General features: G+C 63.1%; 19 protein-coding genes, 1 tRNA gene and 6 pseudogenes. 16 read left to right on the plus strand and 10 right to left on the minus strand.

Features of this window, described 5'->3' with window-relative positions; translation table 11 throughout:
* Positions 1–49: 49 nt before the first annotated feature.
* The 3 genes from eno to L0Z65_RS07890 form a co-directional block, all read right to left on the minus strand.
* Positions 50–1,324 (minus strand): phosphopyruvate hydratase, encoded by a 1,275-nt coding sequence (eno, locus tag L0Z65_RS07880; RefSeq protein ID WP_040173008.1) that lies wholly within the window; start codon positions 1,322–1,324, stop codon positions 50–52.
* Between the two features lie 174 nt (positions 1,325–1,498).
* Positions 1,499–2,395 (minus strand): DMT family transporter, encoded by an 897-nt coding sequence (locus tag L0Z65_RS07885; RefSeq protein ID WP_405112179.1) that lies wholly within the window; start codon positions 2,393–2,395, stop codon positions 1,499–1,501.
* A gap of 259 nt (positions 2,396–2,654) precedes the next feature.
* Entirely contained in the window at positions 2,655–3,068 is a 414-nt protein-coding gene (locus L0Z65_RS07890) for a Fur family transcriptional regulator (RefSeq protein ID WP_014874254.1), read from the minus strand.
* A 378-nt stretch (positions 3,069–3,446) separates the two neighbouring features.
* Between L0Z65_RS07890 and L0Z65_RS07895 the strand changes: the two genes are divergently transcribed.
* The gene (locus tag L0Z65_RS07895; protein ID WP_254683086.1) at positions 3,447–4,778 is read left to right on the plus strand and encodes a DEAD/DEAH box helicase; all 1,332 of its coding nucleotides are present in this window, start codon (positions 3,447–3,449) and stop codon (positions 4,776–4,778) included.
* Between the two features lie 157 nt (positions 4,779–4,935).
* Here the strand turns inward: L0Z65_RS07895 and L0Z65_RS07900 are convergent, their stop codons facing one another.
* Positions 4,936–5,661: an endonuclease/exonuclease/phosphatase family protein gene (locus L0Z65_RS07900; RefSeq protein ID WP_405112183.1), complete on the minus strand. Its 726-nt coding sequence runs from the start codon at positions 5,659–5,661 to the stop codon at positions 4,936–4,938.
* 159 nt (positions 5,662–5,820) lie between these two features.
* On the opposite strand from L0Z65_RS07900, the gene L0Z65_RS07905 reads away from it, so the two are divergent.
* A complete protein-coding gene (locus L0Z65_RS07905; RefSeq protein WP_405112186.1) occupies positions 5,821–6,732 on the plus strand; it encodes a DMT family transporter in 912 nt (303 codons plus the stop codon).
* 10 nt (positions 6,733–6,742) lie between these two features.
* Here L0Z65_RS07905 and L0Z65_RS07910 read toward each other — a convergent pair whose 3' ends face one another.
* Complete coding sequence (locus L0Z65_RS07910) at positions 6,743–8,182, minus strand: protein adenylyltransferase SelO (protein ID WP_405112189.1); 1,440 nt, start codon at positions 8,180–8,182, stop codon at positions 6,743–6,745.
* Between the two features lie 78 nt (positions 8,183–8,260).
* Here L0Z65_RS07910 and L0Z65_RS07915 point away from each other — a divergent pair, with 78 nt between their 5' ends.
* Positions 8,261–8,692, plus strand: coding sequence for a cupin domain-containing protein (locus tag L0Z65_RS07915; RefSeq protein ID WP_405112192.1), 432 nt, complete (start codon positions 8,261–8,263; stop codon positions 8,690–8,692).
* A 60-nt stretch (positions 8,693–8,752) separates the two neighbouring features.
* Here the strand turns inward: L0Z65_RS07915 and L0Z65_RS07920 are convergent.
* Positions 8,753–9,920 (minus strand): annotated as a pseudogene (locus L0Z65_RS07920) (anhydro-N-acetylmuramic acid kinase).
* A gap of 153 nt (positions 9,921–10,073) precedes the next feature.
* Between L0Z65_RS07920 and tyrS the strand changes: the two are divergent.
* Positions 10,074–11,423 (plus strand): annotated as a pseudogene (gene tyrS, locus L0Z65_RS07925) (tyrosine--tRNA ligase).
* Positions 11,424–11,516: 93 nt separating this feature from the next.
* On the opposite strand, the gene L0Z65_RS07930 reads toward tyrS, so the two are convergent.
* On the minus strand, positions 11,517–11,654 hold the full coding sequence (locus L0Z65_RS07930) for a hypothetical protein (protein ID WP_165587458.1): 138 nt from the start codon (positions 11,652–11,654) through the stop codon (positions 11,517–11,519).
* A gap of 45 nt (positions 11,655–11,699) precedes the next feature.
* Between L0Z65_RS07930 and L0Z65_RS07935 the strand changes: the two genes are divergently transcribed.
* The 4 genes and pseudogenes from L0Z65_RS07935 to L0Z65_RS07950 all read left to right on the plus strand — a co-directional run bounded on the left by L0Z65_RS07935 (position 11,700) and on the right by L0Z65_RS07950 (position 14,688).
* Positions 11,700–12,644 (plus strand): GNAT family N-acetyltransferase, encoded by a 945-nt coding sequence (locus L0Z65_RS07935; protein ID WP_040172996.1) that lies wholly within the window; start codon positions 11,700–11,702, stop codon positions 12,642–12,644.
* A 72-nt stretch (positions 12,645–12,716) separates the two neighbouring features.
* Positions 12,717–13,473: pseudogene (locus tag L0Z65_RS07940) on the plus strand (SDR family NAD(P)-dependent oxidoreductase).
* Between the two features lie 169 nt (positions 13,474–13,642).
* Positions 13,643–14,137 (plus strand): GFA family protein, encoded by a 495-nt coding sequence (locus tag L0Z65_RS07945; RefSeq protein ID WP_405112197.1) that lies wholly within the window; start codon positions 13,643–13,645, stop codon positions 14,135–14,137.
* Complete coding sequence (locus tag L0Z65_RS07950) at positions 14,134–14,688, plus strand: sugar O-acetyltransferase (RefSeq protein WP_405112200.1); 555 nt, start codon at positions 14,134–14,136, stop codon at positions 14,686–14,688. Before L0Z65_RS07945 ends, L0Z65_RS07950 begins: the two co-directional genes overlap by 4 nt.
* A gap of 166 nt (positions 14,689–14,854) precedes the next feature.
* Here the strand turns inward: L0Z65_RS07950 and L0Z65_RS07955 are convergent.
* The 3 genes and pseudogenes from L0Z65_RS07955 to L0Z65_RS07965 all read right to left on the minus strand — a co-directional run bounded on the left by L0Z65_RS07955 (position 14,855) and on the right by L0Z65_RS07965 (position 18,151).
* Positions 14,855–16,667, minus strand: a pseudogene (locus L0Z65_RS07955) (ABC-F family ATP-binding cassette domain-containing protein).
* 41 nt (positions 16,668–16,708) lie between these two features.
* The gene (locus L0Z65_RS07960) at positions 16,709–17,527 is read right to left on the minus strand and encodes a GNAT family N-acetyltransferase (RefSeq protein ID WP_405112203.1); all 819 of its coding nucleotides are present in this window, start codon (positions 17,525–17,527) and stop codon (positions 16,709–16,711) included.
* Between the two features lie 156 nt (positions 17,528–17,683).
* Entirely contained in the window at positions 17,684–18,151 is a 468-nt protein-coding gene (locus L0Z65_RS07965; RefSeq protein ID WP_014879657.1) for an outer membrane protein assembly factor BamE, read from the minus strand.
* A gap of 87 nt (positions 18,152–18,238) precedes the next feature.
* On the opposite strand from L0Z65_RS07965, the gene L0Z65_RS07970 reads away from it, so the two are divergent.
* The 8 genes and pseudogenes from L0Z65_RS07970 (at position 18,239) to L0Z65_RS08005 (ending at position 26,521) form a co-directional block, all read left to right on the plus strand.
* Positions 18,239–18,784: a DUF177 domain-containing protein gene (locus L0Z65_RS07970; protein ID WP_040172981.1), complete on the plus strand. Its 546-nt coding sequence runs from the start codon at positions 18,239–18,241 to the stop codon at positions 18,782–18,784.
* A 219-nt stretch (positions 18,785–19,003) separates the two neighbouring features.
* Positions 19,004–19,210: a 50S ribosomal protein L32 gene (gene rpmF / locus L0Z65_RS07975; protein ID WP_014874239.1), complete on the plus strand. Its 207-nt coding sequence runs from the start codon at positions 19,004–19,006 to the stop codon at positions 19,208–19,210.
* 39 nt (positions 19,211–19,249) lie between these two features.
* Positions 19,250–20,376, plus strand: a pseudogene (gene plsX / locus L0Z65_RS07980) (phosphate acyltransferase PlsX).
* 15 nt (positions 20,377–20,391) lie between these two features.
* Positions 20,392–21,365, plus strand: a pseudogene (locus tag L0Z65_RS07985) (beta-ketoacyl-ACP synthase III).
* A 119-nt stretch (positions 21,366–21,484) separates the two neighbouring features.
* Positions 21,485–21,787, plus strand: coding sequence for an integration host factor subunit alpha (ihfA, locus tag L0Z65_RS07990; protein ID WP_014874236.1), 303 nt, complete (start codon positions 21,485–21,487; stop codon positions 21,785–21,787).
* Between the two features lie 29 nt (positions 21,788–21,816).
* Entirely contained in the window at positions 21,817–25,140 is a 3,324-nt protein-coding gene (locus tag L0Z65_RS07995; RefSeq protein ID WP_405112208.1) for a MerR family transcriptional regulator, read from the plus strand.
* A 75-nt stretch (positions 25,141–25,215) separates the two neighbouring features.
* Positions 25,216–25,292: transfer RNA gene (locus L0Z65_RS08000), tRNA-Pro, on the plus strand.
* 110 nt (positions 25,293–25,402) lie between these two features.
* On the plus strand, positions 25,403–26,521 hold the full coding sequence (locus tag L0Z65_RS08005; RefSeq protein WP_096788945.1) for a 2'-deoxycytidine 5'-triphosphate deaminase: 1,119 nt from the start codon (positions 25,403–25,405) through the stop codon (positions 26,519–26,521).
* The last annotated feature ends 6 nt before the right edge of the window (positions 26,522–26,527 follow it).

Genomic DNA, 26,527 nt, shown 5'->3' on the forward strand with positions numbered 1-26,527 from the left:
ATACAAACACCAAGTAAAAAGGCCGGAGCAAACGCCCCGGCCTCAGATCTTATTTCAGAATGGAGCGGCCCGCATATTCGGCCACTTCCCCCAGCAGCTCCTCAATCCGGATCAGCTGGTTGTATTTGGCGAGCCGGTCCGACCGCGCCAGCGACCCGGTCTTGATCTGGCCGCAGTTGGTGGCCACGGCGAGGTCGGCAATGGTGGCATCCTCAGTCTCACCCGAGCGGTGCGACATCACATTGGTGTAGCGCGCGCGATGGGCCATATCGACCGCCTTTAGCGTCTCGGTCAGTGTGCCGATCTGGTTCACCTTCACCAGCATGGAGTTGGCGCAGCCGCGCGCGATGCCATCGGCCAGACGTGCGGGGTTGGTCACAAACAGATCGTCGCCCACCAGCTGCACCTTGTCGCCCAGCTCATCGGTCAGCGCCTTCCAGCCGTCCCAGTCGTCCTCGCCCATGCCATCTTCGATGGAGATGATCGGGTAGTCCTTCACCAGCGCCGCCAGATAGGCCACATTCTCATCAGACGACAGGGTTTTGCCCTCGCCCGACAGGACATATTTGCCGTCCTTGTAATATTCCGTCGCGGCGCAATCGAGCGCCAGGTAGATTTCCTCGCCCGGTTTGTAGCCCGCCTTCTCGATGGATTTCAGCACGAAATCCAGCGCTTCGCGGGTGGAGGCGATGTTGGGGGCAAAGCCGCCCTCGTCACCGATCCCGGTCGAAAGACCCGCCGCCGACAGCTCTTTCTTCAGGGTGTGGAACACCTCGGAGCCCATGCGCACCGCGTCGCGGATGTTCTCCGCAGCCACCGGCATAATCATGAATTCCTGAATGTCGATCGGGTTGTCGGCGTGTTCGCCGCCGTTGATGATGTTCATCATCGGCACTGGCAGCATCCGCGCCGAGGTGCCGCCGATATAACGATAAAGCGGCTGGGTGGTGAAATCAGCGGCGGCCTTGGCCACGGCCATCGACACGCCCAGAATGGCATTCGCGCCCAGACGACCCTTGTTCTCAGTGCCGTCCAGCTCAATCATCGCCATGTCGACAGCAACCTGCTCAGTCGCGTCAAAGCCGACCAGCTCCTCCGCGATCTCGCCATTCACCGCAGCAACCGCCTCCAGTACGCCTTTGCCCATATAGCGGGATTTGTCGCCATCGCGCTTTTCCACCGCCTCATAGGCCCCGGTCGAGGCGCCGGAGGGCACCGCGGCGCGGCCCATGGTGCCGTCTTCCAGCATGACATCAACCTCGACAGTCGGGTTGCCCCGGCTGTCCAGAATTTCACGGGCGTGGATATCGATAATAGTGCTCATCACTCGGGTCCCTGATCTTGGCAAATGGTTGCGGCAATTCTTGCCAGCGTCATAGCATCCACAGGGCAAAAGTAAACCACGGGCGTTATCGCTAACGTGACTTATTTTACGGGGTTAGGGCTAACAGGGGCCTGTTTGCGCAACCAATTGCCGCCGGTTTTCGCCGCCTGTTCCTCAGGCTGCAGCCACCGCTGCCGCGCGCGCTGCATGCCGTGCCAGACGCCGCTCCCGCAGGAAGGTATAGAGCCCCGAGCCAATGATCAGCGCGGATCCAATCAGCGTCATACCATCGGGCGCCTCGGCAAAGACCACCACGCCGATAAGGGTGGAAAACACCAGCCGGGAATAGCGAAACGGCGTGATCACAGCGGCGTTGCCAATCCGGGTCGCTGTAACGATGCCATAGTAGCCCAGCACGCCAAAGATCACGCCACCCAGCAGCATGCCCCACTGGCCGCCCTGCAGGGCGACAGGCTCTCCGGGGAGGACCAGCAGCATCACCAGCCCCGCCGGGATCACCGACCCAAAGGCCTGCGAGCTGACCACGGCAGAGGGCACAGCGCTGTCCATGACCCGCGTCATCAGGTCGCGCGCCGCAACCGCCACAACCGAGATCAGCACCAACAGCACACCGGGCTCAAATCCCGCCAGACCGGGCCGCACGATCATCAACACACCCGCAAAGCCGACAAGGATCGCGCTCCAGCGCCGCCATCCGACGTCCTCGCCCAGAAACAGCGCCGCCCCCACGGTAACCGCCAGCGGCATCGCCTGAAACACGGCCGCCACGGTGGAGATATCCACCACCGCCAGGGCCGAGGCAAAGCTGACCGCCGCCAGGGCCTCCAATGAGGCGCGCAATACCGGCCGCCAGCGCCAGTTGCGCGGCGCCAGGACCCGGTGTCCCTGCAGCTTGGCCCAGATCACAAACACCGTGCCGCTGCCAAGACCCAGCATCATCAGGATCTGACCCACAGGCACCGATTTGGCGAGCTGCTTGATGAACATATCCTCCAGCGAGAACCCCGCCATGGCGAGGATCACCAGCAAAATTCCTGTGACATTGTTCATCGTGATCCTCCCGTGATGGTGGTTTGTGCCCATGATGATGATTTGTGAACGGCGGCAGGGCAGCGGCGCCGATCAATCCAGCCAACAAACCTCAGCCAGCGACACCGAACTACTCCGTTTGCGACGTCGCCCCATGACTTCATGTGACCTCTGCCATCACACCCGGTGATGGGCAACCCGCATCCGCCCCGGTCGCACAGCGGAATTTTCCGCAAAATTCCGTCCCGTTTTCTTTTGATAAGGAAACGACCTGCGCGGTTCAGTCCCGCTTACGAGGCACGCCATAGAGTTCCAGCTTATGGCCTCGCAGCTCATAGCCCAGCTTCTCAGCGATCTTTTCCTGCAAGGCTTCGATCTCGGGGTCGCAGAACTCAATCACCGCCCCGGTGGTCATATCGATCAGGTGGTCGTGATGCTCCCGGTCGGCATCTTCATAGCGCGCGCGCCCGTCGCCAAACTCCAGCCGCTCCAGAATGCCCGCCTCATCAAACAGCTTCACCGTGCGATAGACCGTCGCCAGCGAAATCGCCCCATCCAGGGCACTGGCACGGGCATAGAGTTCCTCGACATCCGGGTGATCGGCGCTCTCTTGCAGCACGCGGGCAATCACCCGTCGCTGGCCTGTCATCCGCAGACCTATGGCTTCGCAGCGTGCGATAATCGTCTCGCTCATGACCGTCCTCTATGCAGCGTGGCGTCCCTGTTTATACAAAGACGCAGGCCACGCAAACCGGGTTTTTACACTCTTTGGCGCAGAATAAGCGGCAATTCACCATTGACTTTCATCGCCGACAGGCCCATCTCCCGCTGCAGGCATCCCTCCCTGCCGCGTGAGCAGAGGACGTCGGGCCGCGACAGAAGCGTGCGCAGGCCACTGAACCGACCCTAAGGATATGCCACCGTTCCCAATATCACGCGTGGGGCACTCGCAGCGACCAGCGGTCTGGCATGATGCCCGTCCGCCCGAGGTCCCTGCCCCAACGACAGTCCGCCCGGCATGCGCATGGGCGGCACCGGCCGTGGCATCCGCCCGGCTGTGAAAGGACGAGACGTGACAGAATTTTCAACCATGGGGCTGCCCGAAAAGCTCCTGACCCGCATTGCTGAGCTGGGCTATACCGATCCGACCCCGATTCAGGCGCGCGCCATCCCGCATGCGCTGAACGGCAAGGATGTGCTGGGTCTGGCGCAGACCGGCACCGGCAAGACCGCCGCTTTCGGCGTGCCTTTGATCGCTCAGATGATGCAATATGGCCGCAAGCCTGCCGCCAAGACCGTGCGCGGTCTGGTGCTGGCGCCGACCCGCGAACTGGCCAACCAGATCGCCGCCAACCTCAAGGGCCTGACCGAAGGCACCCCGATCAAAACCGGGCTGGTTGTCGGGGGTGTGTCGATCAACCCGCAGATCAGCCGCCTGTCGCGCGGCACCGACATCCTGATCGCCACGCCGGGCCGTCTTCTGGACATCCTTGATCGTGGCGCACTGGACCTTGGCTCCTGCGACTTCCTCGTGCTGGACGAGGCGGATCAGATGCTGGACCTCGGCTTCATCCACGCCCTGCGCAAAATCGCAGCACTGCTGCCCGAACAGCGCCAGACCATGCTGTTCTCGGCCACCATGCCCAAGCAGATGAACGAGATCGCCAACTCCTACCTGCAAAGCCCGGTCCGGATTGAGGTAAACCCTCCCGGCAAGGCCGCAGACAAAATCACCCAGTCGGTGCATTTCATCGCCAAGGCTGAAAAGCTGTCGCTCCTGAAGGAGCTGCTGGGCGCCCATAAGGATGAGCGTACACTGGTCTTTGGCCGCACCAAACACGGTATGGAAAAACTGATGAAGACGCTGTCCGCAGCAGGATTCTCAGCGGCGGCAATCCACGGCAACAAATCCCAGGGTCAGCGCGAACGCGCGCTTGCCTCGTTCAAATCCGGCGAGGTGAAGATCCTCGTGGCCACCGATGTGGCCGCCCGCGGTCTGGACATTCCCGACGTGAAATACGTCTACAACTACGAGCTGCCCAACGTCCCCGACGCCTATGTGCACCGCATTGGCCGGACCGCACGCGCGGGCAAGGACGGTCAGGCCGTGGCCTTCTGCGCCCCGGATGAGATGGGCGAGCTGAAGGCCATTCAGAAGACCATGAACCTCAATATCCCGGTGGCCTCCGGTCGTCCTTGGGAGGTGCTGCCCGATGCCAAGGCTCCGGCTGGACGTCGTGGTGGTGGTGGCAAACCCGGTGGCGGCGGCAAACCCGGCGGTCATCGTCGGCGGCGCAGTGGCGGCGGTGGCGGCGGCCAGGGCGGCGCGCGCAGCGGTGGTCAGGGTGCAGGCCAAGGTGGCGGACAGGGCAAACCCGGCGGCCAGCGCCGCCGCGCCCAGTAAGCCCAACCGGGTGACCTCAGCGGGCCCTCTGCAGGGCCGCCGTTGAAACCAGATCTAAAGCCGGGGTCGCAGTCCGTGTCTCCGGCTTTATATTTTTTCGGCTTTTGCCCTGTGCCCGCCATCTGGCCACGGCGGCGCGTTGGCCGGTCGGCGCGCCCTAGGGTTGGTCCACCGCCACCAGATCGGCCCAGACCGGCAGATGGTCGGAGGCAATATGCGCGGGCCGCGTCCGGTAAACGCCGCTGTCCACCACCTCAAGCCCCGCGCTCACCGCAATCCGGTCCAGCGCACCCATGGGCCGCAGCGCCGGAAAACTGGCGCGCGGCGGCACAAACCGCAACTGCGGCGCCAGATGATCCAGCACCGGCTGGCGTGACCACTCATTGAAATCACCAGCCCAGACGGTCGGCAACTCAGGCTCTCTTGCGATCACCTCGGCCAGATGATGCACCTGCTCATGGCGCGCCTTGGTGGTCAGGCCCAGATGCGCCCCCACCACCCTAAGTGGTCCAAGCCCGGTCAGAAACAGCGCCCAGACCGCGCCGCGCGGCTCCAGCCCCGGCAACGGGATATGGCCATGATCCTGCAAGGTCAGCGCCGCGCCCCGCCAGATCACCGCATTGCCATGCCAGCCCAGGGACTCGGCTCCGCCCAGATCCACGATCTGCCAACCGGCCTCATCCAGAATGAAATGCGGCAAGGCTGCCGGGCGCGGCGGCAACCGCTTGTCCGCCTCCTGCAACAGCACCAGATCCGCGCCCGTCCCCTCGATCACCTGCAAGGTCCGACGCGGGCGGCGGCGCAGATCAAGCCCGACAGACTTCTGGATATTGTAACTCGCCAAGCGCAGCCGACCGGGCTGCCTGCTCTGTTCCTGCGTCATTCCGCCTGCCTTATCTGCTGCCAATCTGATGCGCGATACGCGCCACAGCATGACCCAAAACCAGCGCACAGGCCAGAGCCGGGCGAGGCCGATCCGCAGTGACCTAAACATCTGTTTTGCCACCTTGACTCTGGGATCTCCCACCCCTCCTCTGGCGCCATGAGTGAAAAACGCGCAATGGACGGTCTCGGGGCCGCAATGCTGATCGGCTTCAGTGGGTTGATGGGCTTCAATCAGGTGGTGATCAAGGTCTCCAACGGCGGGTTTGGCCCGGTGTTTCAGGCAGGCCTGCGCTCTCTGATCGGGCTGGCGGTGCTGCTTGCATGGCTCGCCTTTCGCGGCCAGTTGAAACGCGCAAACCCGCCAGCGCCTGCCCAGACGCCAACACATTGGACCCGCTCTGTCCATCTCTGGGGGCTGGTATCCGGCCTGTTGTTCACAGCCGAATTTGTTTGTCTTTATATCGCGCTGGACCTCTCCTCCGTCTCGCGCGTCACCATTATCTTCAACTCCATGCCGGTCTGGCTGGCACTGGCGGGCCATCTGCTCCTGCCCGGAGAGCGGCTCAATACGCTGCGCATGCTCGGTCTTGTGCTGGCCATGGGGGGCGTTGTGCTGGCGGTCCTGCACCGGGGCAGCGGCGATGCCTCGCTGCTCGGTGATGTTCTGGCGCTTGCGGCCACGCTGGCCTGGGCCGGGATCGCTCTGTGTGCGCGCCTCTCGCCCCTGTCCGCTGTACCGCCCATCCGCCAGCTGACCTATCAGCTGGCGACCTCGGCGCTGGTGCTGCTGGCGATCTCGCCGCTGTTCGGTCCGCTTTTGCGCGACCCCACCGCGCTGCATATCTCCGGCGTGGTGTTTCAGGCCGTGGCCATTGCCAGCCTCGGCTATCTCCTGTGGCTCTGGCTGATCAGCATTTACCGCGCCAATGCGGTCGCCTCCTTCAGCTTCCTGTCACCGGTGATCGCCGCCATTCTCGGCTGGCTCCTGCTGGACGAGGTGATCTACCCGCAGGTCTGGGCCGCGCTGGCACTGGTCGCAATCGGCATCGTGCTGATCAATCGCAAGTAGCCACGCGCCATCAGGTGCCGCAGAAGGTCGCCTTGACGACCTCACTTTCCGCGGGAGGGCGGCGCAGATCCTCGGCCCCTTCCTGCACGGTGTATGGATCCGACAGCACCGTATTCAGCCGCTCAAACGGGGCGAAATCCCCCGCCACGGCAGAGGCGATCATCGCCTCGATCCGGTGATTGCGCGGGATATAGACCGGGTTTGCCACCGCCATCACCGCCACTGGGTCTGCCTCCTGCGCCAGTCGCGCGCGCCAGTCTTCCGCCCAGCTGTCAAAGGCCTCAGGCGCCAGAAACTGATCTCGCGCCGCGCCTGTGTCTGGCTCAACCTCTCCCAGCAAGGCCCGGAATGTATTGGTGAAATCCGCCTGACCTTCTGCCATGCGCGTCAACAGGCCGGTGATCAGCGCCATATCCTCAGGTGTCGCCTCAGCGAGACCGATCTTGGCCCCGAACCGGCGCAGCCAGGCGGCCTCAGTCAGGGCGGGCATCGCATGCACAATCTCCGTCGCCTCTTCCACCATCGCCTGCGGATCCTCCGCCTGCTGGATCAGCGCGGTCGCCAGCTGCGCCAGGTTCCACACCGCAATATCGGGCTGGTTGGAATAGGCATAACGTCCCATCCGGTCGATCGAACTGAACACTGTGCTGGGATGATACACATCCATAAAGGCGCACGGCCCATAGTCGATCGTCTCACCGGAAATGGACGAGTTATCGGTATTCATCACCCCGTGGATGAAGCCCGCCGACATCCAGGCCGCGATCAGCTCCGCCTGACGATCCCGCACCGCCCGCAGCAGCCCCATCGGGCCGTCCGCGTCAGGATAGTGGCGCTGGATGGCATACTGCGTGAGCTGACGCAGCGCCGCCTGCTCGCCACGCGCGGCAAAGATCTGGAACGTCCCAACGCGCAAATGGCTGGAGGCCACCCGCGTCAGCACAGCCCCCGGCAGCCCGCCCCCTTCGCGCCAGACGGGCTCGCCCGATGCCACCGCCGCCAGCGCGCGAGTGGTTGGGATGCCAAGCGCGTGCATCGCCTCGCTGACCACATATTCCCGCAGGACCGGCCCCAGCCAGGCCCGCCCGTCACCGCCCCGCGAATACGGCGTGCGCCCCGATCCCTTCAGCTGGATATCGCGCCGCGCCCCCTCCGGGCCAACAGCTTCGCCCAGCAGGATCGCGCGCCCATCCCCCAGCTGCGGATTGTAATTGCCAAACTGATGCCCCGCATAAAGCTGCGCCAGCGGCTCGGCCCCATCGGGAACTCGGTTGCCAGCGAAGACCTCCGCCAGCTCAGCCGTCTCACCTGCGGTGATGCCCAGCTCTGCCCCAAGCGCGGCGTTATAGGCCAGCAGCTCTGGCGCCTTCACCGGCACAGGGGCCTGTTTCGTGTAGAACACCGGCGGCAGCGCGGCATATGTATTGTCAAAGGGAATGTGCAATGTCATGGCCCAAACATATGCGGCAAATGTCAAATTGCCAGAGCCAAACCTACCCTGTGCCAACAGACAAAACGGAGCAGAGACATGACCGCCGATGAGATCATCGCCAAGCTGGACCTCCAGCCCCATCCCGAAGGCGGTTACTATCGCCAGACATGGATTGCTGGTAACGCCGACAGCCACAACGGCCGCGCCACCGGCACCTGCATCTATTTCCTGCTGAAGGCGGGCGAAAGCAGCCATTGGCACAGGGTCGATGCCACCGAAATCTGGCTCTACCACGCTGGCGCGCCGCTGGTGCTGTCACTCTCGGCCAGCGACGATGGCCCGGCACAGGACCACCTGCTGACCCCTGAACTGACAGCGGGCGAACCTCAGTTGATCGTCCCCGAAGGCCACTGGCAGGCCGCCCGCACCACCGGAGATTATACGCTGGTCAGCTGCACCGTCTCGCCAGGGTTCCAGTTCGAAGGCTTTGAACTCGCCGCACCCGGCTTTGACATCCCCCGCGCCTGACCACAAAATTTCTACATAGAAATTTGCCAAGAAACTTCAAAGTTTCTTGGCTGCCAGACCTCAGCCCGCGCCGCCAGGCACGCTCACCACACCGCCGCCCACGCAGGCGCGAACCCCTGTGGTGCCCGGACAGGACGTCGGCAGCCCCCGCGCCACCCGCACCGCCAGATGGGCAAAGGCCTGTGCCTCCAGCATGTCACCATCCAGCCCGACGCTCTCAATCGGGGCGACCGGGCAATCCAGCGACACCCGCAGCATCTCCATCAGCACCGGATTATGCCGCCCGCCACCGGTGATCAGCACCACCTCCGGCGGCTCCGGGCAATGCTCCATTCCTTGTGCTACCGCCGCCGCACACATGCCCGTCAGCGTGGCCGTCGCATCGCGATCGGTCAACTCACTGACCAGATCAATCATCTCGGCAAAATCATTCCGGTCCAGAGACTTCGGTGGCATCCGGGCAAAATACGGCTCCGCCAGAAACAACTCCAGCGCGCCGGTTTCCACCACACCGCCCCGGGCAATCGCGCCGCCTTCGTCCATCATCTGACCGCAGCGCGCCTGCACCAGATCATTGATCGGCGCATTGGCTTAGCCCGGTGTCAAACGCCAGCAGCGCCCCGGGATCCTCCGCCGTGTCAAACCGTGGATCGACATAGGTCAGATTGCCCACCCCGCCCAGATTCAGAAAACACAGGGGCTTGTCTCGTTTCAGATATTTCGCGCAGGCGAAGTGAAAGAACGGCGCCAGCGGCGCGCCTTCACCGCCCAACCGCACATCATCGCTGCGGAAATCCCAAACCACCGGCGTTGCCAGCTCAACCGCCAGCGCCGCCCCATCGCCGACCTGCAGGGTGCCCTGCATCCGCGGCGCATGGGCCAGCGTCTGACCGTGAAAACCGATGACATCCACCGCCCGCTGATCCGTTTCCGCCTGATCAGATAAAACCTGCGCCAGCAGATCCGCATGGGCGCGGGTGACGATCTCTCCTGCCGCCTCCACCTGCGGCCCCTGCCAGTGCCCCAGCGCGGCGGCCAGCTGCGCGCGCTCCACCGGTTCATAGGCGCGATACGCACTGGCCCCAAAGCCGTGGATCGCCACGCCATCCGTTTCGACAATAGCCGCGTCCACCCCGTCCAGCGAGGTGCCGCTCATGGTGCCAAGGGCGCGCAACACGCCGGTTTTGGGGATCGCGGACAAACGCGCCGGAGGATGGGATCTTGTCATGCTGATAAGGCCTGCTGAGATATTGGGCGCATCGCGCCGATTTGGCCGCAAGGATACAGCAGCGAATTTCTTCCGCAAAGCCGTTCACACTGCTTTCCCCCGTGCAAATTGCGTTTTATACAGCAGCGCGCAATTCAAAAGCCGAGGCACATCATGACCTACCACCCAAAATCGGATTTCATCGCAGTTATGATGGAACGCGGCTATCTGTCCGACTGTACCGATTATCAGGGCCTGGACGAGGCGCTGATGACTCCCGGTCAATCCGCCTACATCGGCTTTGACGCCACCGCGACCTCGCTGCATGTCGGATCGCTGATCCAGATCATGATGCTGCGCTGGTTCCAGAAAACCGGCCACAAACCGATCACCCTGATGGGCGGCGGCACCACCAAGGTGGGCGATCCCTCCTTCCGCGCTGATGAACGCCCGCTGCTGACCGATGCCCAGATCGACGACAATATCGCTCGGCATCAAGAAGGTGTTCGACGCCTATATCGACTATGACAGCGGCGCGGGTAACGCGGCGATGATGCTGAACAATGCCGAATGGCTGGACGATCTGAACTATCTCGCGTTCCTGCGCGACATCGGCCGCCATTTTTCGGTGAACCGAATGCTGTCGTTTGAGAGCGTGAAATCGCGTCTCGACCGCGAACAGTCGCTGTCCTTCCTAGAATTCAACTATATGATTCTGCAGGCCTATGACTTCCTTGAGCTGAACCGCCGCTATGGCTGCGTGTTGCAGATGGGCGGATCGGACCAATGGGGCAATATCGTCAACGGTATCGACCTGACGCGCCGTGTGCTGGACCATGAAATCTATGGCCTCACCTCGCCGCTGCTGACCACCTCAGACGGCAAGAAGATGGGCAAATCTCAGAACGGCGCGATCTGGCTCAATGGCGATCTGCTCTCGCCGTATGAGTTCTGGCAGTTCTGGCGCAACACCACCGACGCCGATGTGGGCCGCTTCCTCAAGCTCTACACCGAGCTGCCGGTGGAGGAATGTGACCGCCTCGGCGCGCTCGAAGGCTCCGAGGTGAATGCCGCCAAGGTGATCCTCGCCAATGAGGTGACCACCCTGCTGCATGGTGCTGAGGCCGCCGCCGCCGCCGAAGCCACCGCCCGCGAGGTGTTTGAAAAAGGCGGCATTGGCGACGATCTGCCCAAAATCACAATCTCGATTCAGGACTTCATCTGGATCGGCGCAGACCCAAGCTTCACTAACGGCATGTCCTTAAATGAAAAAAATCAGTTCCTGTCTTCGCTTACTCGCGGTGCAAACGAATTTCATATCAACGTTGTCCAGTTGTTTGTCAAAACTGGCCTCGCCAAATCTGGTAAGGAAGCTAAACGTCTCATTATCGAGAATGGCGCTAAGATAAACGACGAGCCCGTCAAAGAGCCGGGCTATATGGTCAACGCAACTAACTTCGCCTCGCCGATCAAACTCTCGGCTTAAGCAAAAAACGCCATGCGCTGGTGCAGCTGGAGGGCTGACCCCGCGCATAGATCACGACAATGATCCAAGGGGGGCCAATCGGCCCCCTTTTTCGTCTCAGCCACGGGTCCCACCGCAGCCAATCCGCGCCCTCACAACAGCAGCAGGTCCACCAGAAGAAGCCCCAGCCCAACCGGCACAGAGAGCGCCAGTGCCGCCAGCAAAGCGGCGGCTTTGGTGATCCTCGGCCCCGGAGCATGATGATTTCGAATTTTATTCGTATTTTTCATACCCCCATTAACCATCATTTAGGTTTCGCTGCGGTTAATGGCGCCATGTTCGATTTCACACCAGCAGATGTCATGCCCCGACCCATTCTTCGCGACGAAACCATCTCTGCCTTGCCGCAATCGGCAGAATTTGCCCGCGCACTTCAAGCCACCGGCAAGGATCCTCTGGTGCTTGGCCAGATGAAGGACACTGTCGTGATGCGCCGCAAAATCTGGGGCCGCATCGATGTTGCCATGGTGAACCGTGCCCGCATCGACAAACCGTTGCGTCTGCTGGAACACCTGCAGGAGAACGGCCTCCGCCGCACGCCGGTGATCCTATCCCCCGAAACCCCCACCCCTGCCCTGGCACGCCACGGCGCCGTGGCGCTGGTCAGCCCGGCCCATGTCGGGCTGGTGGACCTGACGACTGACCCTGATCAGCGCCGCGCCAATCTGCACCAGAAATGGCGCAACCGGCTGGTCCACGGCGAACAACAGGGGCTGCGCATCACCCGCCAATCGCTGCCGCAGACACCCGCGCATTGGATCTTTGCCGCCGATGCCGCGCAGCAATCCAGCCGCGGGTATCGCAGCTGGCCCGTGGATCTGACTCTGGCCTACGCCCGCGAGAACAAAGGCATGGCCAAAATTTTCGAAGCCCATGACGGCAAGGACATCGTCGCGGGCATTCTTGTTCTGCGCCATGGGCGCGGCGCGACCTACCACATCGCCCACACCACCGACCGGGGCAAGGCACTCTCCGCCCATAACCTCCTGATGTGGGAGGCGATGTCCTGGCTGGCCAAACAGGGCTGCGAACAGCTGGATCTGGGGGTGATCAACACAGAAGATGCCGCAGGTCTGGCCCGGTTCAAACTTGGCACCGGCGCGCGGTTGCACCAACTGGGCGGCACCTGGGCCTATTGGCCGCCGCTGGGTCGCCTGCTGCGCCCCTTGGCCGCGCTCGACAAACGGCTGATGAATCCCGGGCTCTCTGGACACTGCTAGGGGGACGTGATTATCTGAACACATGTTCAGATATGAACCCGATAGCACAGACCCCCGGGAGGAGCCCTGCTCATGAAACTGTCGCAAACCGCCGCCGTCGTCACCGGCGGCGCCTCTGGCCTTGGTGAGGCCACCGCCCGTCATTTCGCCGCCAATGGCGCCCAGGTCACCCTGTTGGACCGGGACGCCGAACGCGGCGCCGCCGTGGCCGCCGAAATCGGGGGGCATTTTGCCGAAACCGATGTCACCAGCGAAGAGTCGGTTGCTGCTGCCATGGCGCTCGCCAGCGAGAAAATGGGCAAGATCAACGCCTGCGTGAACTGCGCCTAGCATCGCCCTTGGCATCAAAACCGTGGGCCGCGATGGCGCACATCCCCTTGATGCCTACCAGCGCACCATCGACATCAACCTCGTCGGCACCTTCAACGTGGCCCGGCTGGCCGCTGTGGAAATCGCCAAATGTGACGCGGCCGAAGATGGTGGCCGCGGCGTGATCATCAACACCGCCTCCATCGCGGCCTTTGACGGTCAAAAGGGCCAGGCCGCCTATGCCGCCTCCAAAGGGGGTGTTGTGGGCATGTGCCTGCCGATGGCCCGCGATCTGGCCTCTTCGGGCGTGCGGGTGATGACCATCGCGCCGGGGATCTTCATGACCCCAATGCTCGCAGGCCTGCCGGAAGAGGTGCAGCAGCAGCTCGCCGCCGATGTGCCCAACCCCGCCCGCCTGGGCGATCCTGCCGAATATGGCCGTCTGGCCGGGTTTATCGTCGAAATGGGCTATCTCAACGGCGAGGTGATCCGCCTCGACGGCGCGCTGCGGATGCGCTGACGCGCCCACAGGTGCACGCATTGCAACTGATACCACGCTGATACCTCAAGGGGGGATCCCCCTCTTGAGGCCCCCCTCCCCCTGATCGACGCGGCAGGGAAATGAGCAGCGACAGCCCCCAGAAACTCCGCTAGCCTGTCGCGGAGCCTGACCGAGGGGGAGCCGACCCATGACCCAGCCCAACCTGCCATTGACCGGCGCCTGTCTCTGCGGCGCTGTGCAGCTGCATGTCACTGCCGCGCCCCTGCTGACGCTGGCCTGCCATTGCCGCGATTGTCAGAAACTTGCCGCCAGCGCCTATTCCCTGACCGTCATGTTCCCGACCGGGGCCGTCACCACCACGGGAGAGCTGGTGCTGGGCGGCCTCCACAGCGCAGAGCGCAAGCATTATTACTGCCCGAGCTGCCTCAGCTTCGTCCTCTCGCGCCTGAAGGCGGCGCCGGAGCGGGTGAATCTGCGTGCCTCCCTGCTGGATGATCTGACGTGGTTCACCCCCTTCGTCGAGATCATGACCGAGGAGAAACAGCCCTGGGCAAATGTCCCGGCCCCCCACAGCTATGCCCGCTTCCCCACCACGGCGGAGGCGCTGGCGGATCTCATGGCCGATTACGCCAAAACCATCGCACCACCCCCGCCGCCCTCACCCGAAACAGGCCCGGCATGAGCCGAACTGAGCGGCAAAAGATGCAGGCGGGCGACTGGTACTGTTGCATAGACAGCGAGCTCTCGGTGTTGCGTCATCAGGCCCGTCTGGCAGTGCATCAGCACAATCACCGCGCCCCGGACCCCAGCGAAACCCTCAGCCCATCGCTGGCTGCGCTCTTCGCTGAACATGGACAGAACTGCCTGATCGAGACCCCGTTTCACTGCGCCTATGGGATCAATATTACGCTTGGCGATCAGGTCTATATGAATGCGGGCTGCACCATTCTGGATAGCGCCCCTGTGCGCATCGGGGATCGCAGCATGCTGGGGCCAAATGTGCAGATCTACTGCGCCGATCATCACCGCGATCCTGCGTTGCGCGCCAAGGGGTTAGAGGTCGCGCGCCCGGTCACGCTGGGGTCCGATGTCTGGATCGGCGGCGGTGCGATCGTCCTGCCCGGCGTCACTATAGACGATGGCGCAATCGTCGGCGCTGGTGCCGTGGTGACACGGGATGTGGAAGCCGGGGTGAGGGTTGTCGGCAATCCGGCGCGGGCGCTGCCCGGCTGACATCCGCACGGTCAAAACGCGGAGCTGTTGCGCAGCAGGCGCGCGCCGCCTTAGACTTCAATCAGGAAAATTTATATTTTACAAACGACTACGGCAGCGTCTTTGACCCAATGTTTCGCACGCGAAACATTGGATCAATATGACTTACCAAAAAACCAGACGGGCCTCAGCCCGCAGATTTCTCTTCCAGCTCCAGCCATTCTTCCTCAGCGGCGGAGAGCTTTTCCTGCCGCTCCACCAGCGCATCGGTGGCTTTTTGAAACTTCACCGGCTCGCGGGTGAACAGCTCAGGATCGGCCATCAGCTGTTGCAATTTGGCGATCTCCGCCTCCAGCCGCTCGATCTCTCCGGGCAAGGCCTCCAGCCGGTGTTTTTCCTTGAAGCTCAGACCGTCCTTCGGCTGCGCCTCCTGCTTGGGTTTTGATTTCGCCGCCTTGGGTTTTTCGGATTTCTCCGCCACCCCGGCCACAGGGCCACGCTGGGCCAGATAGTCGCTCCACCCAGCCGGCATAGGCCGTGGCCCCGCCGCCGCCTTCCATGGCGATGGTGGTGGTGGCCACACGGTCCAGAAAATCCCGGTCGTGGCTGACCAGCAAAACCGTGCCGTCGTAGCTGTCCAGCAGCTCCTGCAACAGATCCAGTGTTTCGACATCCAGATCATTGGTCGGTTCATCCAAGACCAGCAGGTTGCTCTGCCGGGCCATCAGCCGGGCCAGCAGCAACCGCGCCTTTTCGCCCCCGGACAGGGACCGCACCGGTGCGCGGGCCTGCGCCTCATCGAACAGGAATTCCTTCAGATAGCCCACCACATGTTTCGGCTGCCCCCGCACCATCACCTGATCCGCCTTGCCGGAAATCCCGAGCAGAGGATCAGAGGTCAGGTTTTCCCAAAGGCTGGCATCGCCGTCCAGCTGATCACGGGTCTGATCAAACAGCGCCAGCTCCAGATTGGTGCCCATCTGCACCCGGCCCTCGTCCGGTTGTTCCAGCCCCAGCAGCATCTTCAACAGCGTGGTCTTACCCGCACCATTCGGCCCGACAAAGGCGACGCGATCACCACGCTGCACCTTGATTGAGAAGTCCCGCACAATCGCCTTATCACCGTAGGATTTCGTCAGCCCTTCGGCCTCAATCACCTTGCGGCCCGACTTCGGGCCTGCGTCCAGCGCCAGTTCAGCAGTGCCCTGCCGTTTGATCTGACTGGACCGCTCCGATTTCAGATCCTGCAGCGCGCGCACCCGACCCATATTGCGTTTGCGCCGGGCAGAAATCCCCTCAACCGCCCAGCGGCTTTCGGATTTGATCAACCGGTTCAACTTGTGGCGCTGCTGATCTTCTTCTTCCCAGATCTTGTCGCGCCAGGCCTCAAAGGCATCAAACCCCTTCTCCTGTCGCCGCACCTGCCCCCTGTCCACCCAAAGCGTCGCGCGCGTGAGCGCCCGCAGAAACGCCCGGTCGTGCGAGATCAGCACAAAGGCGGCGCGGGTAGATTTCAGCTCATTCTCAAGCCAGGTGATCGCCTCAATATCCAGATGGTTGGTTGGCTCATCCAGCAGCATCAGATCCGGCGCCTCGGCCATCAGCTTGGCCAGCGCCGCGCGACGCTTCTCACCGCCAGAGGCCGTCGCCACCGGGCGCGCGGGATCAAACTTCAGCCCCTCGCCTGCGCGCTCCACCTTGTACATCTCACCGGGGTCCAACTCGGAGGCCGCGAAATCGCCCAGCGTGGCAAAGCCGGTCATCTGCGGGTCCTGTTCCATATAGCCGACGGATTTTCCGGGCGGCACCACCAGCGACCCCGCGTCAGCTTCGACCAGACCGGCCATCACCTTCATCAGGGTGGATTTGCCGGAGCCATTGCGCCCAACCAGCGCCACCCGGTCGCCGGGTTGCACCACCAGATCAAGATCCGCGAACACCGGATCGCCCCCAAAGGTGAGGGAGATACCGGACATCTGTAAGAGAGGAATACGTGCCATAGGAGCCAGCTAAACCGGGGCGCGGGGCAGGTCAACGGCTGTCAGGCCCCATGACTGGCGAAGCCCCCGGCAACAGCGCGCAGCAGACGTTTGCGCGCGGCGGGAATGGCGGCGATTTCAACGCCCGTAAACAGATGCAGCGTGTCCAGATCACGGTCAATCACCACGTGGTCGCTGACCCAGCCGCCCATCATCAGATAGGTGCGCAGCAGGGGTGGCATCTGCTGCAGGGCCTGTTTGACGTCCACGCGGGGCAGGTCCAATGCGGCCAGCTCCAGCACCTCCGCCGCACGCACCCCGACGCCCTGCCCCGGCGGGGCCTGATGACGCAGCCGCAGCAGGGCCAGTGCCTGAGAGTAAGCCGCCGGATCCGTGCCCCGGAACGACGAACAGCCAAACAGCAGCTCCACGCCCTGCTGGTCCACAAACGCGGTCAGCGCGCCCCAGGCCAGCCGCAGAATATCCGCGTCCTGCCAATCGGGATGGATGCAGAACCGGCCCAGCTCCAGCAGCGGGCCAGTACGAGACTGCAATCGGGTCAGATCATAGCGCTGCGCGGCGTAGCTGACCCCAAGATGCGCGCCATCCGGCAAGAGCAGCAACCGGCAGCAACAGACCAAACGGCCACTGGCCTGATCCTCCACCAACAGATGCCGACAGCGCGCATCCAGCGCCTCGGCATCCGGCCCCGGTCGTCCAAAACACAGACCACGCAGGCGCTGTGCCTGTTGCAGATCGGCTTGGGCCAGCGCCCCCTCCGCCCCATCAATGACGCGGACACGGTAGCGGCCGCCATGCAAAACAGCCTCAGGCTCTGCATCACCTGTCATCCCGACCGGATTGATCACATCACGCAACACAGATCTTCCACCAACCACAGACACCGCAAGCTACCGCACAGCAAACAACTCAGGCCTGCCTACCATGGATCACATCTCAGCCAAATGACGAAAGCCACCCCGGATCGGGATGGCTTTTCAGAGATCTCGATATGCAGGCCGATCAGACCCGCCCTATCATTCGATCAGACCACCGGGGCCAAAGTTGCCGAGGCTGCCCAGAAGCTGGCGCAGGAATGTCTTGTCCTGCACGTTGGAGCTGGTCACGCGGCGCTGCAGGGGAATCACCCGGCCCTGTTCCAGACCGTAGCGTTCGATCCCGGTGACCACACCCTGATCGTTGAAGTTGATCGCCACCAATTCGCGCGAGACCGGCTTTGTCGCTGACGGGCCGCGGCGGCGCATCAGGGTGGAGACGTAGTAATACCCGCCATCGGTCAGCACGCCCTCTGCTGCAGGCACGCCGACGGTTTCGGCCACGCTGTCCTTGGTATCAACGCCCACAACCACCTCGGAGAGCAGCTCCTCGCTGGGGACATATCCATGTTTGCGATACATCGCGCAGCCACTGACCGCGAGCCCCGCAACCAAGAGAACCGTGACCCTTGTCGCCGCCTTCAGCGACCTCATGCGTTTGGATGTCATGCTACTCTCTTGCCCCCCGGCTTGAATACGCCTTTGAACCGGATTACCTAAACCGAGCCTCCGGTTCAAGAAACGAAAGTCCCCCAAATGTCTGAGAGCACCGCTTTTCGGGTCGCTGACCTCCCGCAAAACCGCGCAACCACCTTTGAACTGCGCCCTGACACCGCCACGATGAAGGCGCTCGCCCAGGAGCTTGGCGTTGATGATCTGCGCAAGCTGCGCTTTGCCGGAGAGATCCGCGCCCTGGGCAAACGCGACTGGGAACTGGTGGCGGATCTGGGGGCGACCGTGGTGCAGCCCTGCGTGGTGACACTGGATCCGGTGACCAGCCGCATCGACCAGAAGGTGCGCCGCAGCTTTATCGCCGGGATGGTGCATCCCGACAGCGAGGAAGAGGTGGAGATGCCGGAAGATGACACCAGCGAACCGCTTGGCAGCCATATCTCCCCGCAGGAGGTGATGGTGGAGGCGCTGGCGCTGGCACTGCCGCAATACCCCCGCAAAGACGGCGCCGAACTGGGAGAATCGGTGCATGCCGAACCCGGTGTGGCCCCGATGCGCGATGAAGACACCAAGCCCTTTGCCGGGCTGGCGGCTCTGCGCGATCAGCTTGACGGCGGCGGCGAAGACTGAAAAGAGAGCAGCCAGACGATTCCGATTGGTGTTCCTGCGCTGACCGGCCAAAAAACCACTTGCGCCAGCGTCAATTCGCAGTATTTTCGCGCGCTCATCGGAATTTTGGTTGGACATCGGCAAGGCTGCGGCCTAAACGCACGGCAGACCGATCGAAACATTGAATGTGAAACGCGCCGCGGGGACAGCCCCAAGGCCCCAAGTGACAAAGGTTGAGACATGGCTGTCCAACAGAACAAAGTATCCAAGTCGCGTCGCAACAACCGCCGCGCGCACGATGCACTGGTTGCTGCAAACCCGAACGAATGCGGCAACTGCGGCGAGCTGAAGCGCCCGCACCACGTTTGCCCCTCCTGCGGCCACTACGACGAGAAAGAAATCGTCGCAGCCGCTGACGAGATCGACATGGACGAAGACGCGGCCTAAGCCGCGTCTGACCCAGACTTATGTCAGGCAGGCCTTTTCATGGCGGGTAAACCCGATCAGATGCAGAAGAATGCTTAGCCGCATAGTCATTTCGGTTGACGCCATGGGCGGAGATGCCAGCCCCGCAGTTGTGGTGGCCGAGCATTGCTATGTCCGCCGACAAGAACCCCGATCTGGGGTTCATCCTGCATGGTCCCGAAGATCAGCTGAAACCGCTGGTCGCCAAGAAACGCATCCTCAATGGACGCGTGGAATTCCGCGATGCCCGCGATGTGGTCACCATGGAGGACAAACCCTCTCAGGTGATGCGCAACGGCAAGGGCACGTCGATGTGGTCGGCGCTCGACTCAGTCAAACAGGGCGAAGCCGCTGGCGCCGTCTCCTGCGGCAACACCGGCGCGCTGATGGCGCTGTCGATGCTGCGCCTGCGCAAACTGCCCGGCGTGAACCGTCCGGCGATTGCGATTCTCTGGCCGTCACGCAATCCGCAAGGCTTCAACGTGATGCTGGATGTCGGCGCCGATGTGCGTGCCGATGCGCAGGATCTGCTGCAATATGCCCTGATGGGCACCTCTTATGTGCGCAATTCGATGGATATTCCCCGCCCCCGCGTGGGTCTGTTGAATGTCGGCACCGAAGAACACAAAGGCCACGCCGATCTGAAAGAGGCCTACGGGCTGATCTCCGATCATTCGGACAACGGCAGCTTTGATTTTGTTGGCTTCGTCGAGGGCAGCGATATCCCCGGGGACGTGGCCGATGTGATTGTCACCGACGGGTTTACCGGCAATGTGGCGATCAAGACCGGCGAAGGCACCGCCAGCCTGATGCGTGTCGCCCTGCGCGAAGCGTTTGAATATTCCTTCCTGTCGAAGATTGCCGCGCTGCTGGCGATGACCTCACTGAAGCGGCTCTCCAAACGGCTGGACCCACGCCGGGTCAATGGCGGCGTGTTCCTAGGTCTGAATGGCACCGTGGTGAAATCCCACGGCGGCGCTGATGCCACCGGTGTCTCAGCGGCGGTCAAGCTGGCGTTCCGTCTCGCCCAGCAGGGGTTTGCAGAAAAACTGGCGGCACGGGTTGCATCCTCTGTGGCGCTTACCCAAGATAAACCAGCGCAAATGGACGAGACCACAACCGACCAGGCGCCCACCAAAAAAGACTAAAAGGCAGGCCATAGAATGACGCGACGCGCAGTAATTGTCGGGACCGGGCATTATCTCCCTGAACGCGTGGTCGAAAACGCGGAATTCGAAGCCACGCTAGACACCACCGACGAATGGATCTCGCAGCCGCTCCGGGATTGAGCGCCGCCATTTCGCCGCCGAGGGGGAAACCACCTCGATGATGGCCACCAAGGCCGCGCAAAATGCGCTCACCGATGCGGGGCTGACGGCCGAAGATATCGACGCCATCGTCGTGGCCACCTCTACCGCCGATCTGACCTTCCCCTCTGCTGCCACCATGGTGCAGGCGCAGCTGGGTATGACGCGCGGCTTTGCCTTTGACGTGCAGGCGGTCTGTGCCGGTTTCGTTTACGCGCTGAGCAACGCCAATGCGCTGGTTGCCTCCGGTCAGGCCGAAAAGGTGCTGGTGATCGGGGCCGAGACCTTCAGCAGGATCATGGACTGGACCGACCGCTCCACCTGCGTTCTGTTTGGTGATGGCGCGGGCGCGCTGGTGCTGGAGGCGCAGGATGGCGCTAAGCAGCAGCGATGATCGCGGCATTCTGGCAACTGACCTCAATTCCGACGGGCGCTACAAAGATCTGCTTTATGTGGATGGCGGTGTGTCGACCCAGAACACCGGTCATCTGCGCATGCAGGGCAATCAGGTGTTCCGCCACGCAGTTGAGAAACTGGCCTCCACCGCCCATACCGCGCTGGAGCGGGCCAGCCTTGGCGCGGATGACGTGGATTGGATCGTGCCGCATCAGGCCAATATCCGCATCATTCAGGGCACAGCCAAGAAGATGGGCCTGCCGATGGAGAAAGTTGTCGTGACCGTACAGGACCACGGCAATACCTCCGCCGCGTCGATCCCGCTGGCGCTTTCGGTGGGCAAGGCCCGGGGTCAGATCAAACAGGGCGATCTGGTGGTCACCGAAGCGATTGGCGGCGGTTTGGCCTGGGGATCGGTGGTGCTGCGCTGGTAAGCGGCAAGGCAACGCTCAGAAGGCGTGCGATTTTACCAGCCCAACTCCCCGATGCAATTCATTGATATTGACAGGGAAATTCCCCCCGCCCTATGCTTCGACAAACAGCGGGGATAGTCATGGGCGAAAAAACACTAACACGAATGGATTTGAGTGAAGCGGTCTTCCGCGAAGTCGGCCTGTCGCGCAACGAAAGCGCGCAGCTGGTGGAAAGCCTGCTTCAGCATATGTCTGACGCCCTGGTCCGTGGGGAACAGGTCAAAATTTCTTCCTTCGGGACCTTCAGCGTGCGCGATAAATCCGCCCGCGTGGGACGCAACCCGAAGACTGGCGAAGAGGTGCCCATTCAGCCTCGCCGGGTTTTGACCTTTCGACCATCGCATTTGATGAAGGACCGGGTGGCAGACGGGAACCGTAAATAACGGTCAGTAACCACGGGACACACCACGCGATGTCAAAATCACCAGACGCCTTCCGCACCATCAGCGAAGTTGCGGAGTGGCTGGGGATCCAGGCGCATGTCTTGCGTTTCTGGGAAAGCAAATTCACCCAGATCAAACCGGTCAAACGCGCAGGCGGGCGTCGGTACTATCGGCCTGCCGATGTTGAATTGTTGGGCAGCATCAAGATTTTGCTGCACGACAAGGGGCTGTCCATCAAGGATGTGCAGGCGCTGTTGCGCGAACATGGTCCCGCCCATGTGGCCGCCATGGGTGCCGGAGATATCCCTGCCGCTGAGGCCGAGGCAACTGAACCCGCCCCCTCAACGGGTGAGATGGTGATTGAGGGAGAGGTAAGCCCGCCCGAGGAGATCGCCGTCGCGGAGGTTCAGGCCGAAGTTCAGGCTGAGGCCCCTGTCGAGGCGGAAGGTCCAGCAGACTCAGCCCCGCAAGAGGCTCCCACCGCCACCGAACCGCCGCTGGCCGCACCGGCAGAGGCGGCGCAGGCGACAGAATCGCCAGCACAATCCGTGCAACCCGGACAGGCTCAACCGACGCAAGTCCAACCGGCGCAGGCGCAACAGGGACTGGCGCAACCGGGGCTGGCGGATCCAACACCCGCCGCACCATCTGTCAGCGCCGCCCCCCCTGCGGCCTCGCCCGTGACGGGCGCCCCGATTACTGCGGCTCCTGCGCCCCCCAGCGCGGCTGCCCCCGCATCTGCCCCAGCTGCGTCTGCACCGCTGGCCCCAGCGGACCCGACACCTGTGGCGCCGCCGCAGGGTGAGACGCCTGTTGCAGCGCAGACAGAAACCGCGCCCGTGGCCCCGGCAACGCCTGCCGTTGAGGACGGGACCTCTGCCGCCGTGGAACCCGCGTTCGACGCCGCGCCGGGGTCTCCCTCCATGCCCGCCGCTGCGCCTGCCGCTGATGGTGTGGCTCCCGCTGCCGATCCGATTGACACTGCGGTGTCTCAGACCGGGTCGCTCCACCCGCCAGCCGCGCCCACCAGCGAAACGGCGATCCCCGCCGCGCCAGCGCCTACGGGCGAGATGCCAGGCGAGGTGGTCGGTGAAACACCGGTTGGGATGACAGGTGGCACACCCGGCGATGCGGCGAGCACGCCTGCCGCGCCAACAGCGGCACCAATGGCAACACCTGCCGCCCCCCCACCGGAACCATCGACCCCGCCTTCCGCTGCGATGGGTGCGGCGATGGCCGATACGGCTGCGCCCGCGCCAGAGGCCCCGTCGGAAAGCCCCGCAATGGCTGCCCAACCGGGTCTGCCGCTGGATGTCGCGGATCAGACGCGTGATGCTGTGATTATCGCAGGCGAGAGTGATGCCACTGCCCCGGCTGAAATCGATCAAGCCGTTGATACAACAACAGATGTTGATGCGCCCACGCCGGAACAGGGCCAGTTGTGGGGTGCAACACCTGAGGTGTCTGAGGTCGAAGGTGCGGACCCAGTCGCGCCCCTGCCGACTGAGACAGAGACGGCGGCAGAGGACGTGGATGTTCCCCTCGAGGCGGCGGAGCTGATGGCCCCGGCTGCGCAGACCGTCACCTCGGTCGCCCCCGTGGAAGGTGACGCTGTCGAAGGTGGCGCCGTGGAGGTTGAGGCTGATCCGGCGCCCACCGCTGAGCCGAGCCTTGGCCCGGTGGCCGCGGGAACAGACGTGGAGACTGTGGCCGCAGTCGATGAAACCGACGCCGAGAGCGCCTCTCCCTGGAGCGATGGAGATGCCCCGGACCAGCCTGTTGTGGATGAGCCGGTGCGTGCTGCGGAGGCTGTTGCACCGCAAGCGCCGGGTCTGATCGCAGACCCTGAAACAGCTTCCGCAGCTGCTGCGCCCCTGCATGATGCGACAGAGACGGTCGAGACGACAACGCATGAGACTGCGGACTCAGTGATTGCCGATCTTGAAACTGCCGATCCAGAGACGTCGACTCCTGATGCCGTGGCTGAAGGTGACGTGCCGGATCCGGTGGTTTTTGATCAGGGCGACAGCCCAGCCCCGGTGGTCGAGGCGCTGGACAGTGACCCTGCCCTTGCCGATGTGGTGGCGCCGGAACAGGTCGCGGCGGTTGAGGCCGAGCCCCTTGCCGAACCGCCCTTAGATCTGGGAGATGATCTTGCGGAGGCCGAACCGCTGGTCTCAAGCATGGAGGTGCCAGCCGCAGAAGAACAGTTGACCGCTGCCACGGAAACACATGCCGACCATCAGGCGGATGACGACGAAGCCCCCTCCCCCGAGGACAATCCCTTGGCCTTTGCCGATGAGGCGGAGATGCCGGAGCCACCTGCCGATGCGCCGGATCTGGCTGAACCGGCAGAGCTGCCGGAGATGACTGACGACAGCGCAGTGGCAGCCGACGCGGTGGATCTGGACACCCTGGATCTGGATGCGCCGACGCTGGACGACAGCGTGGTCAGCGACCCGGTCCTGAGCGCGCCTGCGGTCTCCGATGATCTTCTGGACACGCCACTGGCGGAGGACGCTGCGCTGCAGGAGCCGCAGCAGGTTGTGGCAGATCTTGCAGATGCAGAAGCTGCGCCCCAGCCGGAGCATACTGCCGCACCATTCGCGGAAGAGACGCCGGATGTCATGGCTGAAACGCTGGAACTGGCCGCTCCGGCGGAGCTGGGAGACCCGGTGGAACTGACGGCGCCTGCGGAGATTGAAGCGCCTGCGGAACTGACCGAGACGGCCCCGGACCTCGCGCCACAGGCGGACATCCCGGAGGTCGCGGCGGAGATCACTGCCGAGGAGACGACAGCCGCGCTGCAGAGCGATCTGCCAGAGGATGCGGCGCTGGATCCCGAGATGTCCGCGCTTGGCGTACAGGATGCGGAACCCCCTGAGGTCACACCGGCAGCTGACATGCCCGAACCAGAACAGGATGTTTCTGAGCCGGATGGTCCCGCATTGGCGGAGGCGGACCTGGGTGACGCGGATGTGGCCGAAGTTGAGCTGACGGATCCTGCTCCGGTCGTGGCCGATCCCCTTGATCAGGAGAGTGTCGACGCGGACGACGGCGAGGACGAGGACGGGGGTGAGCCAGATCTGGGCGCCCCGGACCTGATCAATCCGGAACTGGTGGCTGCGGATCTGGCGGAAGCTGAGGCGCCGGTCGGTGAGGAGGTCGCTGAGGGTGCCGCAGCAGAGCCAAAACCGCTGGTGATCGACATTCCAGATGAGGCGGAGCCGCATGCGCCGCAGGCGTCGGGCGTGCTGGCGCGACTGGCCGGGGTGGACCATCTGCCGGCCGATCACATCGCGGAGGTGCGGGCCTGCGCCGAGAGATTGCGCGCGCATCAGGGGGCGGCCTAGAAACTTGCCAGCGGGGCGAAAGAAACTGATCTTTTCGCTTGCCCCTGCCGGAAAAAAGGGTAGAAACCAGCGCAACGGGCTATAGCGCAGCCTGGTAGCGCGTCCGTCTGGGGGACGGAAGGTCGCAGGTTCGAGTCCTGCTAGCCCGACCAAAATACCCCGCCTCGCAAGGGGCTAAAAAACGCCCGCCCCTTTCTGGGGTGGGTGTTTTTGTATCTGCCTTTCGTGCAAGGTGTTGATAATAAAGCGTTGGGAGAATGGGATGACATCTGAGGGACAGACGCGCAGCAGCCTGACACAGGGTGTGCTGTCGGACCGGCAAATCCGGCAGATGATCACCGAGGGCGCGATTGCCGCCTCCTCTCCGATCCTGAATGATCAGATCCAGCCTGCGAGCCTTGATCTGCGGCTGAGCGACTGCGCCTACCGGGTGCGTGCCTCGTTCCTGCCCGGTCTTGGGCGCACGGTTGCGGAGCGGCTGGAGGATCTGACCATGCACCGGGTGGCGCTGACCGGCGGTGCGGTGCTGGAAAAAGGCTGCGTCTATGTGGTGCCTCTGATGGAGCGCATTCGCCTGCCGGAAGGGATGACGGCGGCGGCCAGTGCCAAATCCTCCATCGGGCGGCTGGATGTGATGACGCGGGTGATCACCGATCAGGGTGTGGAGTTCGACCGGGTGCCCGATGGCTATGACGGGCCGCTTTATGCGGAAATCTGCCCGCAGAGCTTTTCTGTTGTGGTGCAGCCGGGGCAATTGCTGACGCAGATCATCTTTCGTCAGGGGCGGACGTTCCTGAGTGACGCCGACCTGCGCGCCGTGCATGAGGCGACGCCGATTGTGTCTGGTGATCCGGTGATTTCAGATGGTCTCGGCTTCTCCGTCGATCTGCGACCCGAAAGCGGTGATCTGGTGGGCTACCGTGCCAAACATCACACCGGCGTGGTCGATCTGTCGAAACTGGGTCACTACGACCCGGCAGAGTATTGGGAGGAGGTGCGCACCACCAAGGGGCAGATCATTCTGGATCCCGGTGCGTTTTACATTCTGGTGAGCCGCGAGGCGATTGCCATTCCGCCGGAGTATGCTGCCGAGATGGCGCCCTATCTGGCGATGGTGGGCGAATTCCGGGTGCATTACGCCGGGTTCTTCGATCCCGGATTCGGCTATGCCGCCGCTGGCGGTGCTGGGTCGCGCGGTGTTCTGGAGGTGCGCTGCCATGATGCGCCCTTTGTGCTGGAGCATGGGCAGGTTGTCGGGCGGCTGGTCTATGAGCGGATGTCCGAAGTGCCCGAGCAGCTTTACGGTGTTGATATTGCGTCGAACTATCAGGGTCAGGGGCTGAAGCTGTCAAAGCATTTCAGTTCACCAGAGAACGTCTGATTCTCC

This window comes from Phaeobacter sp. BS52, from assembly GCF_045040595.1.
GTDB lineage: Bacteria > Pseudomonadota > Alphaproteobacteria > Rhodobacterales > Rhodobacteraceae > Phaeobacter > Phaeobacter piscinae.

Coding starts and splice junctions, on each gene's coding strand:
- eno (WP_040173008.1), bottom strand. CDS start 1,324: ATGAGCACTATTATCGATATCCACGCCCGTGAAATTCTGGACAGCCGG.
- L0Z65_RS07885 (WP_405112179.1), bottom strand. CDS start 2,395: ATGAACAATGTCACAGGAATTTTGCTGGTGATCCTCGCCATGGCGGGG.
- L0Z65_RS07890 (WP_014874254.1), bottom strand. CDS start 3,068: ATGAGCGAGACGATTATCGCACGCTGCGAAGCCATAGGTCTGCGGATG.
- L0Z65_RS07900 (WP_405112183.1), bottom strand. CDS start 5,661: ATGACGCAGGAACAGAGCAGGCAGCCCGGTCGGCTGCGCTTGGCGAGT.
- L0Z65_RS07905 (WP_405112186.1), top strand. CDS start 5,821: ATGAGTGAAAAACGCGCAATGGACGGTCTCGGGGCCGCAATGCTGATC.
- L0Z65_RS07910 (WP_405112189.1), bottom strand. CDS start 8,182: ATGACATTGCACATTCCCTTTGACAATACATATGCCGCGCTGCCGCCG.
- L0Z65_RS07915 (WP_405112192.1), top strand. CDS start 8,261: ATGACCGCCGATGAGATCATCGCCAAGCTGGACCTCCAGCCCCATCCC.
- L0Z65_RS07930 (WP_165587458.1), bottom strand. CDS start 11,654: ATGAAAAATACGAATAAAATTCGAAATCATCATGCTCCGGGGCCGAGG.
- L0Z65_RS07935 (WP_040172996.1), top strand. CDS start 11,700: ATGTTCGATTTCACACCAGCAGATGTCATGCCCCGACCCATTCTTCGC.
- L0Z65_RS07945 (WP_405112197.1), top strand. CDS start 13,643: ATGACCCAGCCCAACCTGCCATTGACCGGCGCCTGTCTCTGCGGCGCT.
- L0Z65_RS07950 (WP_405112200.1), top strand. CDS start 14,134: ATGAGCCGAACTGAGCGGCAAAAGATGCAGGCGGGCGACTGGTACTGT.
- L0Z65_RS07965 (WP_014879657.1), bottom strand. CDS start 18,151: ATGACATCCAAACGCATGAGGTCGCTGAAGGCGGCGACAAGGGTCACG.
- L0Z65_RS07970 (WP_040172981.1), top strand. CDS start 18,239: ATGTCTGAGAGCACCGCTTTTCGGGTCGCTGACCTCCCGCAAAACCGC.
- rpmF (WP_014874239.1), top strand. CDS start 19,004: ATGGCTGTCCAACAGAACAAAGTATCCAAGTCGCGTCGCAACAACCGC.
- ihfA (WP_014874236.1), top strand. CDS start 21,485: ATGGGCGAAAAAACACTAACACGAATGGATTTGAGTGAAGCGGTCTTC.
- L0Z65_RS07995 (WP_405112208.1), top strand. CDS start 21,817: ATGTCAAAATCACCAGACGCCTTCCGCACCATCAGCGAAGTTGCGGAG.
- L0Z65_RS08005 (WP_096788945.1), top strand. CDS start 25,403: ATGACATCTGAGGGACAGACGCGCAGCAGCCTGACACAGGGTGTGCTG.